The sequence below is a fragment of the Streptomyces sp. NPDC048734 genome, from assembly GCF_043198675.1.
Taxonomy (GTDB): domain Bacteria; phylum Actinomycetota; class Actinomycetes; order Streptomycetales; family Streptomycetaceae; genus Streptomyces.
The window spans coordinates 885,034-900,455 of sequence record NZ_JBICUZ010000001.1; the positions used below are offsets into that span (position 1 = coordinate 885,034).

Here is a 15,422-nt window from a genome sequence, read left to right on the forward strand (position 1 = left end):
ATACGCACGCCGCCCCGCAGGTGTTCAGCGGTCTCGGAAATCGATGAGAGATCCGCGGGACAATTCCACTTCAACTGTCTTACAAGCAAGGGTGGTTGTGGCGGTCACCGGTCCCGGTCCAGATAGGCCAGCACGGCGAGGACCCGCCGGTTGTCGTCGTCCGAGACCTCGAGGCCCAGCTTGATGAAGATGTTGGCGGTGTGCTTCGCCACGGCCCGCTCGGTGACGACCATCTTCGCGGCGATCGCCGTGTTCGACCGGCCCTGCGCCATGAGTTCCATCACCTCCCGCTCGCGCGGCGTCAGCCGGGCCAGCGGCCGGTCGTCGCCGCGCCGGGCCAGCAACTGCTGGATCACCTGCGGGTCCATCGCCGTCCCGCCCGCCGCGACCCGCCGTACGGCGTCCACGAACTGCTCCGCGTCGAAGACCCGGTCCTTCAGCAGGTAACCGACCCCGCCGCTGCCGTCGGCGAGCAGCTCGCGCGCGTACAACTGCTCCACGTGCTGGGACAGGACCAGCACCGGCAGTCCGGGCCGCTCCCGCCGGGCCCGCAGCGCGCACTGGAGGCCCTCGTCGGTGTGGGTCGGCGGAAGCCGGACGTCGACGACGGCGACGTCCGGCTCCAGTTCGGCGAGGGCCCGTTCCAGTTCGGGTCCGCTCTCGACGGCGGCGGCCACCTCGAAGTCGAACGCCTCCAGGAGCCGGACGAGTCCGTCCCGCAGCAGGAACAGGTCTTCGGCTAGGACAACGCGCACGGAATCTCCATGGTCACCATGGTGGGGCCGCCCGCAGGGGAGCTGACGGCCAGGACGCCGTCGAATGTACCCAGTCGCCGCTCGACCCCGGTCAGCCCCGACCCGGCGCCGATCGCCGCGCCGCCCTTGCCGTTGTCCGTGACGGAGATCCTCAGGTGGCCGTCCGCGTGGTGCACGTCGATCCAGATCCGGTCGGCACCCGAGTGCTTGACCGCGTTGGTGAGCACCTCGCTGACCGCGAAGTACGCCGCCGACTCCACGGGGGCGTCCGCCCGGCCGGGCAGTTCCACGGTCACCTCGGTGGCCGTCGGCATCCGCAGCGCCAACGCCCGCACGGCGTCGCCCAGTCCGCGTTCGGCGAGCACCGGCGGATGGATGCCGCGCACCAGGTCGCGCAGTTCGGCGAGGGCGTCGGCGGAGGACCGGCGGGCCTGCGCGAGGAGCTGCTTGGCCTGCTGGGGGTCCTTGTCGACGAGCATCTCCACGGTCCCGAGGTCCATGCCCATCGCCACCAGACGGGCCTGGGCGCCGTCGTGCAGGTCGCGCTCGATGCGCCGCAGCTCGGAGGCCGAGGTGTCCACGGCGTCCCGCCGCGTCTGCGTCAGCACGCGGACCCGTTCCGCGAGTTCGGCCTGGCTCGGGGCGAGGACGGCTCGGGTCAGGCCGAAGTGGAGCCGGAGGGTGCCGACCGCGTACCGGTGGGCGAGGACGAGCACGACGGCGCCCAGGGCGGCGGCGCCGAGCGCGGAGGTCTGGTCGGAGACGGGCACGAACGCGTACCAGTACGGGTTGTCGTCGTACACGCGCCACAGTCCGAGCGCCAGCGCGAACCCCTCCAGCGGGAAGAGGACCAGGACCGCCGGCAGCAGCGCCGTCACGAACCCCGCCGTCATGTCCACCTGCAGCCACCGCAGGTCCCGCCAGGTCGCCGGATCCCGCAGCAGCGCGTGGGTGCGCGTCCACGGGTTGGCGGTGTCGGGCACCGGCCGGTACGCCGACGGGATGCGCACCCCGCCCCACCGCTCGGCGAGCGCACGCCGCCGGTCGGCGAAGGCCCGCACCCCCTTGACCACGTACGGCGTGGTGAAGACCCCGACCCCGATCGGTATCAGCGCCAGGGACACGAGGGAGAGGCAGAGGCCCAGGACGGCCAGCGGCAGCGATCCCACGGCCAGCACGAGCCCCCGCCCGGCGGCGAGCACCATCCCCCGTGCCCTCGAATCGACTTCGCCGCTCTTCGTGTTGGTGTTCATGCCGTCAGTCTGGCCGACCCGCCGACCGGCGGTCACTGGCGCGAAGCCCCCGATCAGGGGGTGGTGCCAGCTACACCTTCCGCCCGCGCGCCCGCCGCCAGCACCTTCGCCTCCACCTCCGGGTCCAGCCCCTTCCTCGTCCGGTCCGGGCGCTGCGGCGCCTCGCCGCCGATCTCCCGCAGCCACCGCCAGGTGTCGGCGACGGTCTCCCCGACCGGCCGGCAGCCCAGTCCGGCGGCGAGGGCCCGGGAGACGTCCGCCGCGTGCAGGGCGTCGTGCAGGTCGCTGTCCGGCGGCACCCACACGGGCAGCTGGGTCCACGGCTCGATGCCCGCGGCGAGGACGGTCTCCGGCGCGGTCCAGCGCAGTTCGGCCGGACCGCCGGTGACCCGCACGCACGCCTCCAGCAACTCGCCCATGGTCGCGTGTCCCTGAGGACTCATCAGGTTGAACGGCCCGCTCAGTTCCCGCTCCACCGCCCCGAGGACCCACTCGGCGAGGTCGCGGACGTCGACGTACTGCAGGGGCAGTTCGCGCGGCCCCGGCGCCAGGACCGGTCCGCCGCGCGCGATCCGGGTCAGCCACCAGGGCAGTCGGCCGACGTTCTCGTACGGCCCGAGGATCAGTCCGGCCCGCACCAGCACGGAGTCCGCCGCCCCGTACGCGTCCACGGCCGCCAGCTCGCCGCCCCGCTTGTCGCGGGCGTAGTCGGTCTGCTCCGCGCCGGGCCCGGCGCCCTCGACCAGGGGTGCGTCCTCGGCGTACCCGGCGGGCGGGGCCCAGGCGTACACCGAGCAGCTCGACACGTACACGTACCGGCCGGCGCGGGCCCGCAGCAGCCGCGCCGCCTCGTGCACCGCGCGGGGCGCCGCCGACCAGGTGTCGACGACGGCGTCCCACTCGCCGTCCTCCAGCGCCGCGAGACCGCCGGGCGCGGTCCGGTCGCCGACCAGGGTCCGTGCGCCGGGGACGGACGCGTGCCGCCCCCGGTTGAAGGCCGTCACCTCCCAGCCGCGCCCGAGGGCCGCCTCGACGACGGCCCGCCCCGCGAACTCCGTACCACCCAGCACCAGAAGTCTCATGCCGGTGACTGTGCCCTGTCGGCCGCCGGGAGGGAACCGTGCTCTGCCGTCAGCAGAGGATCACGAACCGGTCGGCGGCGTGTACTTGTAGCCCACCCGGCGCACCGTCTGGATCGCCCCGCGGTGCTCCGCGCCCAGTTTGCGGCGCAGCCGGGCGATGTGGACGTCGACGGTACGGCCGTCGCCCACGTGCCCGTAGCCCCACACGGTGGTGACGAGCCGGTCGCGGGTGTGCACCCGGTTCGGGTGTGCGACGAGATGCGCGAGCAGCTCGAACTCCAGGTAGGTCAGGTCCAGTTCCCGCCCGCTCACCCACGCGGTGCGCTGCACGGGGTCGATCCGCACGACTGCCTCGCCGACGGCCGCGGCCTCGTCGGGTTCCCGCCGGGCGGGCGCCGCCGCGAACGGGAACGGCGGCTGCTGGTCGGCCGGGACGAGCACCAGGTAGCCGATCATCGGCGGCTGCCCCGGCAGGGCGGGCAGGGTGTGCTCGGGAGCGGGCAGCCAGGTGGCGCCCGGCGGCAGGAAGTCCGTGACGTCCACGACCTCGTCGCGGTCCACCGCACGGAGGCGGTGCCGGGCCGGGGCGGGGAGGGCCGGGGCGGGCAGGGCGGAGGCGGGGAGGGTGGAGGCGTTGTAGAGGGAACGAGTGGTCGCCATGAGAGGTCAGCTCTTTCGCGCGAGAGGTTCGTCAGGAGGCGACGGCCGCGATGTGTGGTCGGGCTCGTCGGGGGACGTACGTCGTTCGCGCCGGCCGAAGACCGGGGTGTACGGCTTTAGAGGGCCGGCGCGTTCGTCGCGCGGCGACAGACCCGGTCGAAGTCGTGGTGCTGACGGGAAGGCCAGAACGGCTCGAGGTTGTGACGACCCGTCGCGGTGTGCTGCTGGAAGCCGGCCATGGGCTCATTGAAGCAGACACCGGCCCCGGACAGGAGACTCCTCTCACCGCTTGGACGCCTCCCCGGCCGGAAACCGGACAAGGGGCGCCCGCCGGGTCGGCGGGCGCCCCTTCCGGGCGCACTGCGGGGTCGGACCCGCGGGAGATCCGGGATCCGGTTCCGGCGGGAGCGCGGGATCAGACCTGGCCGGCCTTCTCCAGCGCGGAGCAGCAGGTGTCCACGATCAGGCGGGTCACCAGGTACGGGTCCACGTTGGCGTTCGGGCGGCGGTCCTCGATGTAACCCTTGCCGTCCTTCTCGACCTGCCACGGGATGCGGACCGAGGCGCCACGGTTGGAGACGCCGTAGGAGTACTCGTTCCACGGGGCGGTCTCGTGCAGACCGGTCAGGCGGTCGTCGATGCCGGCGCCGTAGTTCTTGACGTGGTCGAGGGGCTTGGAGCCCTCACCGAGCGACTCGCACGCGGTGATGATCGCCTCGTACGTCTCGCGCATCGCCTTGGTGGAGAAGTTGGTGTGCGCACCGGCGCCGTTCCAGTCGCCCTTGACCGGCTTGGGGTCGAGGGTGGCGGCGATGTCGAAGTCCTCGGCGGTGCGGTAGAGCAGCCAGCGGGCCACCCACAGCTGGTCGGAGACCTCCAGCGGGGAGAGCGGGCCGACCTGGAACTCCCACTGGCCGGGCATGACCTCGGCGTTGATGCCGGAGATGCCCAGGCCCGCCTTCAGGCAGTTGTCCAGGTGCGCCTCGACGACGTCACGGCCGAAGATCTCGTCGGCGCCGACACCGCAGTAGTAGCCGCCCTGCGGGGCCGGGAAGCCGCCCTTGGGGAAGCCGAGCGGGTAACCGTCCTTGAAGAAGGTGTACTCCTGCTCGATGCCGAAGATCGGCTCCTGCGCGGCGAACTTCTCGGCGACCTCGGCCAGCGCGGCGCGGGTGTTGGACTCGTGCGGCGTCATGTCGATGTTGAGGACCTCGCACAGCACGAGGATGTCGTCACCACCGCGGACCGGGTCGGGGCAGGTGAAGACCGGCTTGAGGACACGGTCCGAGGCGTGGCCCTCGGCCTGGTTCGTGGACGACCCGTCGAAGCCCCAGATCGGCAGCGCGTCCAGACCCGCGGGCTCACCCGTGATGATCTTGGTCTTGGAACGGAGCTTGGCCGTCGGCTGGGTGCCGTCGATCCAGATGTACTCAGCCTTGAAGGTCACGGGCCACTTCCTTCGGGGGTGGGTCAGACGCACTTGCGGGTGCTGCGGCGCTGCGGCACTGGGGCGCCGCACTCGATGCCGGGCAGCCTGTCAACAGGCGATTTCCCGGTCATTGCTCGTATGTGAACCCCGTGTTACCTGGTGGTTCTGTGGTCCGGCTCACGGTGTGAGGACGACGGCCCGGCCCGGAGCCGCCGTTCGCGGCCGCGGTCGCGGGTGCGAACGGCGCGGGCGCGAGGGCCTCGTATGCGAGGGGAGTGCGGGGGCCTCGTGCGCGAGGGGGGTGACGGCGCCGCCACGGGGCGGCCGGCGGGCACCCCGCCGTCCCGGCCGCGGGCCCGGACGCGCCGGTCCCGCCGTCCGTGGCCGCGGACAGCGGGACCTGTGACACGTACGTTTCTTCCGGACGTCACCCCACCTTCTCGATCAGGGCCCGGCGGATGAGGAACTTGCCGGGCTCGCGTACCTGCTCGAAGGCCGCGTTGTTCAGCAGCGCGCAACTGCCGGAGACCGAGGTCACCTCGACGGTCGTGGACTTGTCGTTGTCCAGGTTGGTGACCCTGAGCTTCGTCCCCGGCGGGAACTGGTTGCTGGACGCGGCCGGGGCGCCCGCCTCACCGGAGAGGGTGACGGTCGAGCCGTTGCAGACCTGTTGGCCGGAGGCGGCCCCGGCGTTTCCTGTATTGCCCGCGTTGCCCGCGTTGCCCGCGTTTCCGGCCGGGGCGCTCTGCGGCGGCTGGGCGGGCTGGGGGGCCTGCTGCCCGCCGCCCTGCCCGCCGTCCTGCCCGCCGCCCTGCTGGTCGCCCTGCGCCGGCCGCGTCGCCTGGGAGCCCTGAGCCGACTCCCCAACGACGCAACCCGACGCCTTCTGCTGCACCTCGATCTGCTCGACGACCGCTTCCCGGTTGGCGATCCGGGCCGTGGACTGCGCGTCCGGGTTCGCCCGCTGGTCGGCGATGAACCGCTGGTTGTTGCCGAGGGCGGTGGCGAGCCCCTGGCAGACGGTCGACTCGGCGGCCGTCTGCGGGCTCTGCGCGGCGTTGGAGGTGGCCGCCGTGACGAAGGCGCCACCTCCCGCCACCGTCGCGGCGCCCACCAGCAGCGCGACCTTCTTCTTCGTGCCGAGAGTTCTCCTGCGCGACATCCGCGCCTCCTGAGGGGTAGGGGAGCGTACGCCGCTATGTACGAGATACCGAACGAGGCTGCTCAGTGATCACCGGCGCCAGTTGACGTGGCGTGCGTCACACGCGTGTCCGCCCTGCCCGGTGACCCGCTCAGCCGTTCTCCCCGTCCTCGTGATCCACCACCGTCTCGTTGACATGCCGCAGCAACCCTTCGGTCTGGGCGGTGAGTTCGGCCTCGCCGGTCTCCGAGCCGTCGCCCCACTGGCCGTTGGCGAACACCACCGAACGGACCGTCATCACCCGCCGGAACACCCCGGCCGAACCCGGCGGCACCGTCGGCATGCCGGCCTCGGGCGGCGGGTCCAGCGAGACCACCTGGTAGGTGACCGGGTCCATCGACGCCATCATGAACACCCTGGTGGCGTCCTCGGCGCGGGCGAAGCTCAGCACGCTCACCGTGATCTGCGAGCGCCGGTCCGCGTCCGTGAAGAGCGCCGCCGTCAACCGGGAGCACGGCTCGCCCTGTTCGATCAGCGCGGCCAGCTCCGCCGACATGCCGCGGGCGCAGTCGGTGGTGGTGGCGAGGTCGACCCGGGTGTACCGCGAGCCGTCCCCGACGCGGACGTTCTTCGCCGGGAACGCCTGCTCCGGCCGGATGACCGGCCGGGCGAGCAGTGAGGGCAGGGCGCTCGGGGCGTCGGAGGGCAGGGACGCGTCGACGGACGGGACGGCCGGCCCCGAACCGGTCGCGTTGGCCGCCGGGGGAGCGGCGGTCGGGCCGTCCCCGCCGTCCCGGTCCGCCGCCGTCACGACACCGGCCGCGACGGCGGCGGCCAGGACGGCACCGGTCCCGGCGGCCGCCAGGCGCCGGTTGCGCCGGCGCCGGCGCAACCGGTCCTGCTCGATCCGGTCCTGCTCGGCCGCGAACGGGGCGTACGGACCGGGTGGTCCGTACGGGAATCCTTGATCATCGAAGGTCATGGCGGCGGAGGGTAACAGCGTGGCCGCCCCAACTCCCGCCGCCCGACGAATCGTTCGCAGGTGGACTAACGGGACAGAGCGTCCCGTACGGCCTCGTCCGTACGGGCCACCACCGCCGTGCCGTCCTCGGCGGTGATGATCGGGCGCTGGATGAGCCGGGGATGCCCGGCGAGCGCCGCGATCCAGCGTCCGCGCGCGGCGGCGTCCCGCGGCCACTCGCCCAGCCCCAGTTCCTCGGCCTCGGCCTCCTGGGTGCGGGTGATGTCCCACGGCTCCAGCCCGAGGCGGTCGAGTACGGCGCTGATCTCGTCCTGGCTCGGTACGTCCTCCAGGTAGCGGCGGACGGTGTAGTCGGCGCCCTCGGCGTCGAGGAGGGTGAGGGCGCCGCGACACTTGGAACAGGCGGGATTGATCCAGATCTCCATGCCGGTCACGGTAGTCGGAAGCAGGGCCGAAAGCCCTTCTGGCCAGGGGCGTTTGTCAGTGGTGGGCAGTAGAATAGAAGCAGTGTTCGAGGGTTCCGCCGGAGGTGCCGGCCGGGGCCCTGACCGCGACAGGAGGATGCCCGTGCCCGCTGCCGCACTCAAGACGAAGCGACCTGTCCCACTCGACCTGCCCTACGTGCCCGTGGAGAAGCGGCCGCTGCCGCCCGGCCGGCCCCGCGACTGGTACGTCACGCACAACCGGCGCCTCAAGGCCATGCGCCTCGCGATAGCCCTCCTCGACCTGGGCGTCTACCTGCCCAGCCAGGCCCGCAACGAGAAGATCCGCAGCACGGCCCGGCTCGTCGGCATACACCCGCCGTCGGACACCACGTGCCACATGGTGCGGGCGCTGATGCGCTACAGCAGGTGAGGGCGGCGCCGGGTGCCGCCCCGCACGGCACCCGGCGCACCACGCACCCTTCCCTCCGAGGGCTCCGCCCGCTCCCACCGCCCCGGAACGGGCCTCGCACCCCTGCTCCCCGCCCCCACCGGAACCGGCCCCGGGTCACCCGTTCGCCGGACCCGGAGTGCGCAGGCCCCCTTCCGGGCCTTCACTGCGATCAAGCCCCCGCACGCGCGGTCGTAGGCACCCGTGCACAGCCGTACGCACGCGTGGGGGCGCACGCCCTCGCCTACGCCGACCAGGTTGCCGCCGACCACGCGGCCCTGGGCGCGGCGATCGCGGCGGGGGTCGTGCCCGCCGCGCCCGGAGCGTGAACGTCCCTCACGCGTACGCCTCCGGCAGCCCCGCCACGTACGCCTCCAGCCGCCCGCCGCCCGCCTTGGCCGTCAAATCGGTCCGGCCCGGCTCGCGCCACGGCCCCGCCGGCTTCGCCGCGTCGGGGCAGTGGGCCAGGGCGTCCGGCGGCCGTCAGTACGGGTGGCCGGCGCCGCCGGAGACCCGGTCTCCGCTCGGGCCGCCTCGATCGCCCCTCGCAGGTGCTCCTCCTCCGCCTCGCTCAACGAGGCCTGCACCCACTGCCCGCCGAACGGGGCGATCCGCGGAATCACCTCGTCCTCGGCCGCGTGCTCGGCCAGGTGCCGCCCGGACGGCTCGAACAGCTTGTCGCGCACCTTTCGGTCCCACTCCGGGCGCCGGGAAAAGGAGATGCACGTCGAGTGACCGCCTCCCTACTCTGGGGAGACACCCCACCCCTCACCCCCACCACCCGGCACACCCGTCCGTCCCCGCCCAGGAAGGAGGCACCCCATGGGTACCGTCGTCCTCTCCGGGACCGTCGTCCTGGTGGTCCTGGGATTCGGCAACCACCTGTACTGGCTCGCCGCGGTCGCCGCCCTCTACCTGTACGCGCGCCGGGGCCGCGGCTCGTCGTCGGCGTCGGCGGCGTCCGGCCCGGTCGCCGGATCCGCGCAGGGCTCCGCTCCCGCGTCCGCGCCGACGTCGTACAAGGCCTACCGGGCACGCCGCGACCAGCAGGCCAAGTGGGAGCGCCGCTACGCCCGCGAGCGCGGCGGCAGGTAGGAGGCGGGGGCCGCTTCGCGCAGGGGCGTCCCCGCACCGGCCGGCGCGGTCCCGGGCGGTCAGTAGGGCGCCTGGAACCGCGTGTACCCCAGCAGCAGGATCACCGCGGCGACGCAGCCCAGGACGATCGCCGTCGACACCCAGGACGACCGGCGAGGGGTCCGCGGGCCGGGGGCGGCCCGGAAGGGCTGGGGCTCGGGCGGGTTCTCCTTCCAGCGGGCGGCCAGCATCCGGGCGCGCGCCGACGGCTCCTTGTGTTCCGCGCTGTCGGCCCACTTGAGGTCGAACTCCCGCTCGGCGTCGTCCTGTCGGGACATCCCCGTCTCTCCCCGTCACCCTTGTCGAACAACCGTGCCGGAAACCATACGACGGCGCCCCCGCCCGGAGAAACCAGGAACGGGGGCGCGGTCCGGCAGGCGACGGCCTGCCGGGACGATCACACGTCGAAGTACAGCTCGAACTCGTGCGGGTGCGGACGCAGCTGGAGCGGCGCGATCTCGTGCGTGCGCTTGTAGTCGATCCACGTCTCGATCAGGTCGGGCGTGAAGACGTCACCGGCGAGAAGGAACTCGTGGTCGGACTCGAGGCGGTCCAGGACGGCCGACAGCGAGGTCGGGACCTGCGCGACGTTCGCGTGCTCCTCGGGAGCCAGCTCGTAGAGGTCCTTGTCGATCGGCTCGGCCGGCTCGATCTTGTTCTTGACGCCGTCCAGACCCGCCATGAGGAGGGCGGAGAACGCCAGGTACGGGTTGCCGGAGGCGTCGGGCGCGCGGAACTCGACGCGCTTGGCCTTCGGGTTCGAGCCCGTGATCGGGATGCGCATCGCGGCGGAGCGGTTGCGCTGCGAGTACACCAGGTTGACCGGGGCCTCGAAGCCGGGGACCAGGCGGTGGTACGAGTTCACCGTCGGGTTGGTGAAGGCCAGCAGCGACGGGGCGTGCTTGAGGATGCCGCCGATGTAGTAGCGGGCCATGTCCGACAGGCCCGCGTAACCGGCCTCGTCGTAGAACAGCGGGGAGCCGCCGCTCCACAGCGACTGGTGCACGTGCATGCCCGAGCCGTTGTCGCCGAAGATCGGCTTCGGCATGAAGGTCGCGGTCTTGCCGTTGCGCCAGGCGACGTTCTTCACGATGTACTTGAACAGCTGGAGGTCGTCCGCCGCGGCGAGCAGCGTGTTGAACTTGTAGTTGATCTCGGCCTGGCCGGCGGTGCCCACCTCGTGGTGCTGGCGCTCGACCTGGAGGCCGGACGCGGCCAGCTCCAGGGAGATCTCCGCACGCAGGTCGGCGAAGTGGTCGACCGGCGGGGTCGGGAAGTAGCCGCCCTTGTAGCGGACCTTGTAACCGCGGTTGTCCTCCAGCGCACCGGTGTTCCAGGCGCCCGCCTCGGAGTCGATGTGGTAGAAGGACTCGTTCTCCGACGTCTTGAAGCGCACGGAGTCGAAGACGTAGAACTCGGCCTCGGGGCCGAAGTAGGCCGTGTCGGCGATACCGGTCGACGCCAGGTACGCCTCGGCCTTCTTCGCGACGTTGCGCGGGTCACGGGAGTACTGCTCGCCCGTGATCGGGTCGTGGATGAAGAAGTTGATGTTCAGCGTCTTGTCGCGGCGGAACGGGTCGAGACGCGCCGTCGACAGGTCGGCGCGCAGCGCCATGTCGGACTCGTGGATGGCCTGGAAGCCGCGGATCGACGAACCGTCGAACGCCAGCTCCTCGTCCGGGTCGAACGCCTCGACGGGCAGCGAGAAGTGCTGCATGACACCCGGCAGGTCGCAGAACCGGACGTCGATGAACTTGACGTCCTTGTCCGCGATGAACTTCTTGACCTCGTCGGCGTTCTGGAACATCCAGCTCCTCCTACTCCCGGCCGTCGAGCCGGGGTGGTAGTTCGTTCGTGCGGCCAGTGCGGTGGCACACGCTGTCGTCGACCCTAAGGACGGGTGGTTTCTCGGGCGTGACCCGTTTGTTTCGCAGAAGTTAACGGGCCCGGTTCCACCGTAACGCCGCCGCACCCCACCGTCCCGCCCGCGAAAGGGGGCGCAGTACCGTGGGCGGGTGGACAACAGGCAAGCAATCGGATCGTGGCTGTCCGGGCCCCGCGCGGCCATGGAGGACGCCGGTGCCGACTTCGGGTACCGGGGCGAGCAGCTGGGCCTGCCGGAGGAGGGGCCGGGGTCGATCGCCCGCCCCGGCCGGCGGCTGGGCGCACTGGCCGTGGACTGGGGCCTGTGCGTCCTGATCGCATACAGCTTGATCACACACGGCTACGGCCCCGCGACCAGCAACTGGGCCCTGCTGATCTTCCTCGTGATGAGCCTCCTCACGGTGGGCACGCTCGGCTTCACACCCGGCAAGCGGCTGTTCCGCCTGCGCGTGGTGGCCCTCGGAACCGGCACCGTCAGCCCGCTGCGCGCGGCCGCCCGCACCGTCCTGCTCTGCCTCGCCGTCCCCGCCCTGGTCTGGGACCGCGACGGCCGCGGTCTCCACGACCGCGTGGCCCGCACGGTCGAGGTCCGCTTCTGAGGAGCGGAGAAGCGCGCCCGGACGGCACGACCGCAAGCACGACAACGCGACGGAGCGCGACGGTACGAGCGCGACGAAGTGCGACGGTACGACGAAGGGGGCGCCCGGATGATTCCGGGCGCCCCCTTCGTGTGGGACGTTCGTGGCGGCGGGGATCAGCGGGGCCGCTGTCCGCCCCTCGGCAGGCGCATGCCCTTGGGCATCGGGCCCTTCGGCAGCGGCATGTTGCTCATCAGGTCACCCATGGCGCGCAGCCGGTCGTTGGTGGTGGTCACCTGGGGACCGGTCAGCACCCGCGGCAGCTTCAGCATGGTGGTCCGCAGCTTCTTCAGCTCGACCTGGCCCTCGCCCGTGCCGACGAGCAGGTCGTGCACGGGGACGTCCGCGACGATGCGGTTCATCTTCCTCTTCTCGGCGGCCAGCAGGCCCTTCACCCGGTTCGGGTTGCCCTCGGCCACCAGCACGATGCCGGCCTTGCCGACCGCGCGGTGCACCACGTCCTGGCTGCGGTTCATCGCCACCGCGGGGGTCGTCGTCCAGCCCCGGCCGATGTTGTCGAGCACCGCCGCGGCAGCGCCCGGCTGGCCCTCCATCTGCCCGAAGGCCGCCCGCTCGGCCCGGCGCCCGAACACGATCGCCGTCGCGAGGAAGGCGAGCAGGAAGCCCAGGATGCCGAGATAGATGGGGTGACCGATCAGGAAACCGATCGCGAGGAAGACACCGAAGGTGACGATTCCGACAGCCGCGAGTACAAGACCGATCTTCTTGTCGGCCTTGCGGGTCATCTTGTAGGTCAGGGCGATCTGCTTCAGTCGCCCGGGGTTAGCGGCGTCCGCCGCCGTGTCCTTCCTCGCCATGCCACGCAGTCTACGTGGCTCCGGGAGCGCCGACGACGGCAGTGCCCCGGAGATGTCCGGCGGGCGGCCCGGAGGTGTCCCGGAGGAGGGGCGGGGGGGGGTCAGAGGCGGACGGAGATGACCTCTTCGAGGACGCGCTGCGCCTCGAAGCGGTCCTTGGCGCGACGGCGGTCCTCCAGGACGGAGGTCCAGGCGTTGCGCCGGGCGGTGCGCTGGCCGCCGCTCATGAGCAGGGACTCGACGGCGCGCAGGGCGTCGGTGATGGACGGGATCGCGGTGGCGCGAACGGGCGCGGCCTGCATGGCGGGGGTCCCCTCGGGAGCGGCTCGGCACGGATCTGCGTTTGTCTGCGCTGGTCTGCATCGGTCTACGTGATGTGACACCAGCGTCACTGTTTGGTGTTACCAGGGCATGACCGACCGGTCAAACACCCATGAAGCCTCGGTGCGGGGGGCCGAAATGCTGACGCGGCCCTGACGTACGCCCTCATCTGCGAGGACGGTCAGGACCGCGTCGTATCGGACTCTACTGGCGGGTAATCGCTTGTGCGCGAATTCACACACTGGCGCTCCCGGCCCGGCGCGAGGGGCGCTTGACGGAGTGTCAGACGGCCTGGACGGCCACGAAGGAACCGCGCTTCTCGACGGCCATCTGGTACAGGCGTCCGGCGCGGTAGGAGGACCGTACCAGCGGTCCGGACATGACGCCCGAGAAGCCGATCTGCTCGGCCTCCTCCTTCAGCTCCACGAACTCGTGCGGCTTCACCCAGCGCTCCACCGGGTGGTGGCGCACCGAGGGGCGCAGGTACTGCGTGATGGTGACCAGCTCGCAGCCCGCCTCGTGCAGTTGCCGGAGCGCCTCGCCGACCTCTTCACGGGTCTCGCCCATGCCGAGGATCAGGTTGGACTTGGTGACCAGGCCGAAGTCGCGGGCCTCGGTGATGACCTTCAGGGAGCGCTCGTAGCGGAAACCCGGACGGATGCGCTTGAAGATCCGCGGGACCGTCTCGACGTTGTGCGCGAAGACCTCGGGGCGGGCGGAGAAGACCTCCGCCAGCTGCTCGGGGACGGCGTTGAAGTCGGGCGCCAGCAGCTCGACCTTGGTCCGGCCGCCCTCGCGGCCGGCGGTCTGCGCGTGGATCTGGCGGACCGTCTCCGCGTACAGCCAGGCGCCGCCGTCCTCCAGGTCGTCGCGGGCGACGCCGGTGATGGTGGCGTAGTTCAGGTCCATGGTCACCACGGACTCGCCGACCCGGCGGGGCTCGTCGCGGTCCAGCGCCTCGGGCTTGCCGGTGTCGATCTGGCAGAAGTCGCAGCGCCGCGTGCACTGGTCCCCGCCGATGAGGAAGGTCGCCTCGCGGTCCTCCCAGCACTCGTAGATGTTCGGACAGCCGGCTTCCTGGCAGACCGTGTGCAGGCCCTCGCTCTTCACGAGGTTCTGCATCTTCGTGTACTCGGGGCCCATTTTCGCCCGGGTCTTGATCCACTCGGGCTTGCGCTCGATGGGGGTCTGGCTGTTGCGGACCTCCAGGCGCAGCATCTTGCGTCCGTCGGGTGCGACTGCGGACACGACCGGCTCCCTGTAGCTTCGATTCTTCGGCGTACACCAGGGTACGCCCGTGTTTGTTGAGCCCTACCGGTGAGGCCAACCCGGAGACCGCGGGGGCCATTCCCCCCGGGGCGGGCGCCGTCCGGCTAGACGGCCGCCTTCTCGATCTCCCGCGGCTTCAGCTCCGCGTTCTCCAGTACGTCCCGCAGGTGCCGTTCGGCGACCGGCAGCACCTCGTCGATCGTGACGTCCCGGCCCAGCTCGCCTGCCAGAGACGTGACGCCCGCGTCCCGGATCCCGCACGGGATGATGCGGTCGAACCAGGCGTTGTCCGGGTTCACGTTCAGGGCGAAGCCGTGCATCGTCACGCCCTTGGCCACCCGGATGCCGATCGCCGCGAGCTTGCGGTCCTCGCGGCGCTGGCCGGCGTTGGAGGGCGCGTACTCCGGGCCGTTCAGCCGCGGGTCGAACTCCTCGTCGTGCAGCCGGGGGTCGAGGTCGAGGGAGAGGCCGCCGAGCGCGGGCCGCTGCTCCACCGGGTCGCCCAGCACCCACACCCCGCTGCGGCCCTCGACCCGCGAGGTCGCGACGCCGAACTCCGCGCACACCCGGATCAGGGCCTCCTCCAGCCGCCGCACGTGCGCCACGACGTCCACCGGCCGCGGGAGCTTCTGGATGGGGTAGCCCACCAGCTGGCCGGGGCCGTGCCAGGTGATCTTGCCGCCGCGGTCCACGTCCACCACCGGGGTGCCGTCCAGGGGGCGCTCGCTCTCGGCCGTGCGCCGGCCCGCCGTGTACACCGGCGGGTGCTCCAGCAGCAGCACGGTGTCGGGGACCTCGTCCGCGAACCGCGCCGCGTGCACCCGGCGCTGTTCGTCCCACGCCTCCCGGTACTCCACGGCGTCCGCTCCGAAGCCCATGCGAACGAACCGCAACTCACTCACGGCAAGCGCCTCCCTAGGCGATACGGCGATACGGCGGTACAGCAGTGCGGCGGGGCTCCGTGCCGGCCGCCCGGACCTGCCTGTCAGGTCCCACCGCGCCCCAAGCCACTGTACGTCCGCCCGTCGCCCGTCAGCCCCGCGGGCAATTCTCACACGATCGGATGAATGAACGTCGAGATGTGCGATGGCGTGCTCACGCTCCGCTACATTCGCGCCGTTCACGAGGCCATCAGGGCTGCTCACCGCAATCAGGGCACTTCATCCGGGCACGTCACGGGCCC

Annotated in this window: 17 protein-coding genes; 3 read left to right on the plus strand and 14 right to left on the minus strand. The window is 71.8% G+C overall.

Going from position 1 to position 15,422, the window contains the following annotated elements; all coding sequences use genetic code 11:
• Window positions 1-104: 104 nt before the first annotated feature.
• The 8 genes from ACGFQC_RS03880 to ACGFQC_RS03915 all read right to left on the minus strand — a co-directional run bounded on the left by ACGFQC_RS03880 (window position 105) and on the right by ACGFQC_RS03915 (window position 7,727).
• The gene (locus ACGFQC_RS03880) at window positions 105-755 is read right to left on the minus strand and encodes a response regulator transcription factor (protein ID WP_363087115.1); all 651 of its coding nucleotides are present in this window, start codon (window positions 753-755) and stop codon (window positions 105-107) included.
• The gene (locus tag ACGFQC_RS03885) at window positions 740-2,008 is read right to left on the minus strand and encodes a sensor domain-containing protein (protein WP_363087116.1); all 1,269 of its coding nucleotides are present in this window, start codon (window positions 2,006-2,008) and stop codon (window positions 740-742) included. Before ACGFQC_RS03885 ends, ACGFQC_RS03880 begins: the two co-directional genes overlap by 16 nt.
• A 53-nt stretch (window positions 2,009-2,061) precedes the next feature.
• Entirely contained in the window at window positions 2,062-3,090 is a 1,029-nt protein-coding gene (locus tag ACGFQC_RS03890) for an NAD-dependent epimerase/dehydratase family protein (protein ID WP_363087117.1), read from the minus strand.
• 60 nt (window positions 3,091-3,150) lie between these two features.
• Window positions 3,151-3,750, minus strand: a complete 600-nt coding sequence (locus tag ACGFQC_RS03895) for a winged helix-turn-helix domain-containing protein (RefSeq protein ID WP_363087118.1) — start codon at window positions 3,748-3,750, stop codon at window positions 3,151-3,153.
• A 415-nt stretch (window positions 3,751-4,165) separates the two neighbouring features.
• Complete coding sequence (gene glnII, locus ACGFQC_RS03900) at window positions 4,166-5,197, minus strand: glutamine synthetase (RefSeq protein ID WP_363087119.1); 1,032 nt, start codon at window positions 5,195-5,197, stop codon at window positions 4,166-4,168.
• Window positions 5,198-5,606: 409 nt separating this feature from the next.
• Window positions 5,607-6,341 (minus strand): hypothetical protein, encoded by a 735-nt coding sequence (locus ACGFQC_RS03905; RefSeq protein ID WP_363087120.1) that lies wholly within the window; start codon window positions 6,339-6,341, stop codon window positions 5,607-5,609.
• A 130-nt stretch (window positions 6,342-6,471) separates the two neighbouring features.
• On the minus strand, window positions 6,472-7,302 hold the full coding sequence (locus ACGFQC_RS03910; RefSeq protein ID WP_363087121.1) for a hypothetical protein: 831 nt from the start codon (window positions 7,300-7,302) through the stop codon (window positions 6,472-6,474).
• Between the two features lie 65 nt (window positions 7,303-7,367).
• A complete protein-coding gene (locus ACGFQC_RS03915) occupies window positions 7,368-7,727 on the minus strand; it encodes an ArsC/Spx/MgsR family protein (RefSeq protein ID WP_363087122.1) in 360 nt (119 codons plus the stop codon).
• A 142-nt stretch (window positions 7,728-7,869) separates the two neighbouring features.
• Between ACGFQC_RS03915 and ACGFQC_RS03920 the strand changes: the two genes are divergently transcribed.
• Both ACGFQC_RS03920 and ACGFQC_RS03925 read left to right on the plus strand, forming a co-directional pair.
• Window positions 7,870-8,157 (plus strand): hypothetical protein, encoded by a 288-nt coding sequence (locus ACGFQC_RS03920; RefSeq protein WP_393287706.1) that lies wholly within the window; start codon window positions 7,870-7,872, stop codon window positions 8,155-8,157.
• 840 nt (window positions 8,158-8,997) lie between these two features.
• Window positions 8,998-9,270 (plus strand): hypothetical protein, encoded by a 273-nt coding sequence (locus ACGFQC_RS03925; RefSeq protein ID WP_363087124.1) that lies wholly within the window; start codon window positions 8,998-9,000, stop codon window positions 9,268-9,270.
• 59 nt (window positions 9,271-9,329) lie between these two features.
• Here the strand turns inward: ACGFQC_RS03925 and ACGFQC_RS03930 are convergent, their stop codons facing one another.
• Together ACGFQC_RS03930 and glnA are read right to left on the minus strand one after the other, a co-directional pair.
• Window positions 9,330-9,587 carry a hypothetical protein gene (locus ACGFQC_RS03930; protein WP_363087125.1) on the minus strand — a complete coding sequence of 86 codons (258 nt, stop codon included), beginning with the start codon at window positions 9,585-9,587 and terminating at the stop codon, window positions 9,330-9,332.
• 119 nt (window positions 9,588-9,706) lie between these two features.
• Window positions 9,707-11,116, minus strand: coding sequence for a type I glutamate--ammonia ligase (glnA, locus tag ACGFQC_RS03935; protein ID WP_363087126.1), 1,410 nt, complete (start codon window positions 11,114-11,116; stop codon window positions 9,707-9,709).
• 208 nt (window positions 11,117-11,324) lie between these two features.
• Here glnA and ACGFQC_RS03940 point away from each other — a divergent pair, with 208 nt between their 5' ends.
• A complete protein-coding gene (locus ACGFQC_RS03940; protein ID WP_363087127.1) occupies window positions 11,325-11,792 on the plus strand; it encodes an RDD family protein in 468 nt (155 codons plus the stop codon).
• Window positions 11,793-11,947: 155 nt separating this feature from the next.
• On the opposite strand, the gene ACGFQC_RS03945 is transcribed toward ACGFQC_RS03940, so the two are convergent.
• The 4 genes from ACGFQC_RS03945 to lipB all read right to left on the minus strand — a co-directional run bounded on the left by ACGFQC_RS03945 (window position 11,948) and on the right by lipB (window position 15,141).
• A complete protein-coding gene (locus ACGFQC_RS03945) occupies window positions 11,948-12,649 on the minus strand; it encodes a DUF4191 domain-containing protein (protein ID WP_363087128.1) in 702 nt (233 codons plus the stop codon).
• Between the two features lie 101 nt (window positions 12,650-12,750).
• A complete protein-coding gene (locus tag ACGFQC_RS03950) occupies window positions 12,751-12,951 on the minus strand; it encodes a hypothetical protein (protein ID WP_363087129.1) in 201 nt (66 codons plus the stop codon).
• Window positions 12,952-13,252: 301 nt separating this feature from the next.
• Window positions 13,253-14,218: a lipoyl synthase gene (lipA, locus tag ACGFQC_RS03955; protein ID WP_363087130.1), complete on the minus strand. Its 966-nt coding sequence runs from the start codon at window positions 14,216-14,218 to the stop codon at window positions 13,253-13,255.
• 125 nt (window positions 14,219-14,343) lie between these two features.
• A complete protein-coding gene (lipB, locus tag ACGFQC_RS03960) occupies window positions 14,344-15,141 on the minus strand; it encodes a lipoyl(octanoyl) transferase LipB (protein ID WP_363087131.1) in 798 nt (265 codons plus the stop codon).
• Window positions 15,142-15,422 lie beyond the last annotated feature (281 nt).

What these genes read in the sequence shown, in the direction of transcription:
- ACGFQC_RS03915 (WP_363087122.1), bottom strand. Translation starts at nt 7,727, where the DNA reads ATGGAGATCTGGATCAATCCCGCCTGTTCCAAGTGTCGCGGCGCCCTC.
- ACGFQC_RS03945 (WP_363087128.1), bottom strand. Translation starts at nt 12,649, where the DNA reads ATGGCGAGGAAGGACACGGCGGCGGACGCCGCTAACCCCGGGCGACTG.
- ACGFQC_RS03895 (WP_363087118.1), bottom strand. Translation starts at nt 3,750, where the DNA reads ATGGCGACCACTCGTTCCCTCTACAACGCCTCCACCCTCCCCGCCTCC.
- ACGFQC_RS03885 (WP_363087116.1), bottom strand. Translation starts at nt 2,008, where the DNA reads ATGAACACCAACACGAAGAGCGGCGAAGTCGATTCGAGGGCACGGGGG.
- ACGFQC_RS03905 (WP_363087120.1), bottom strand. Translation starts at nt 6,341, where the DNA reads ATGTCGCGCAGGAGAACTCTCGGCACGAAGAAGAAGGTCGCGCTGCTG.
- ACGFQC_RS03950 (WP_363087129.1), bottom strand. Translation starts at nt 12,951, where the DNA reads ATGCAGGCCGCGCCCGTTCGCGCCACCGCGATCCCGTCCATCACCGAC.
- ACGFQC_RS03910 (WP_363087121.1), bottom strand. Translation starts at nt 7,302, where the DNA reads ATGACCTTCGATGATCAAGGATTCCCGTACGGACCACCCGGTCCGTAC.
- ACGFQC_RS03890 (WP_363087117.1), bottom strand. Translation starts at nt 3,090, where the DNA reads ATGAGACTTCTGGTGCTGGGTGGTACGGAGTTCGCGGGGCGGGCCGTC.
- ACGFQC_RS03930 (WP_363087125.1), bottom strand. Translation starts at nt 9,587, where the DNA reads ATGTCCCGACAGGACGACGCCGAGCGGGAGTTCGACCTCAAGTGGGCC.
- glnA (WP_363087126.1), bottom strand. Translation starts at nt 11,116, where the DNA reads ATGTTCCAGAACGCCGACGAGGTCAAGAAGTTCATCGCGGACAAGGAC.
- ACGFQC_RS03925 (WP_363087124.1), top strand. Translation starts at nt 8,998, where the DNA reads ATGGGTACCGTCGTCCTCTCCGGGACCGTCGTCCTGGTGGTCCTGGGA.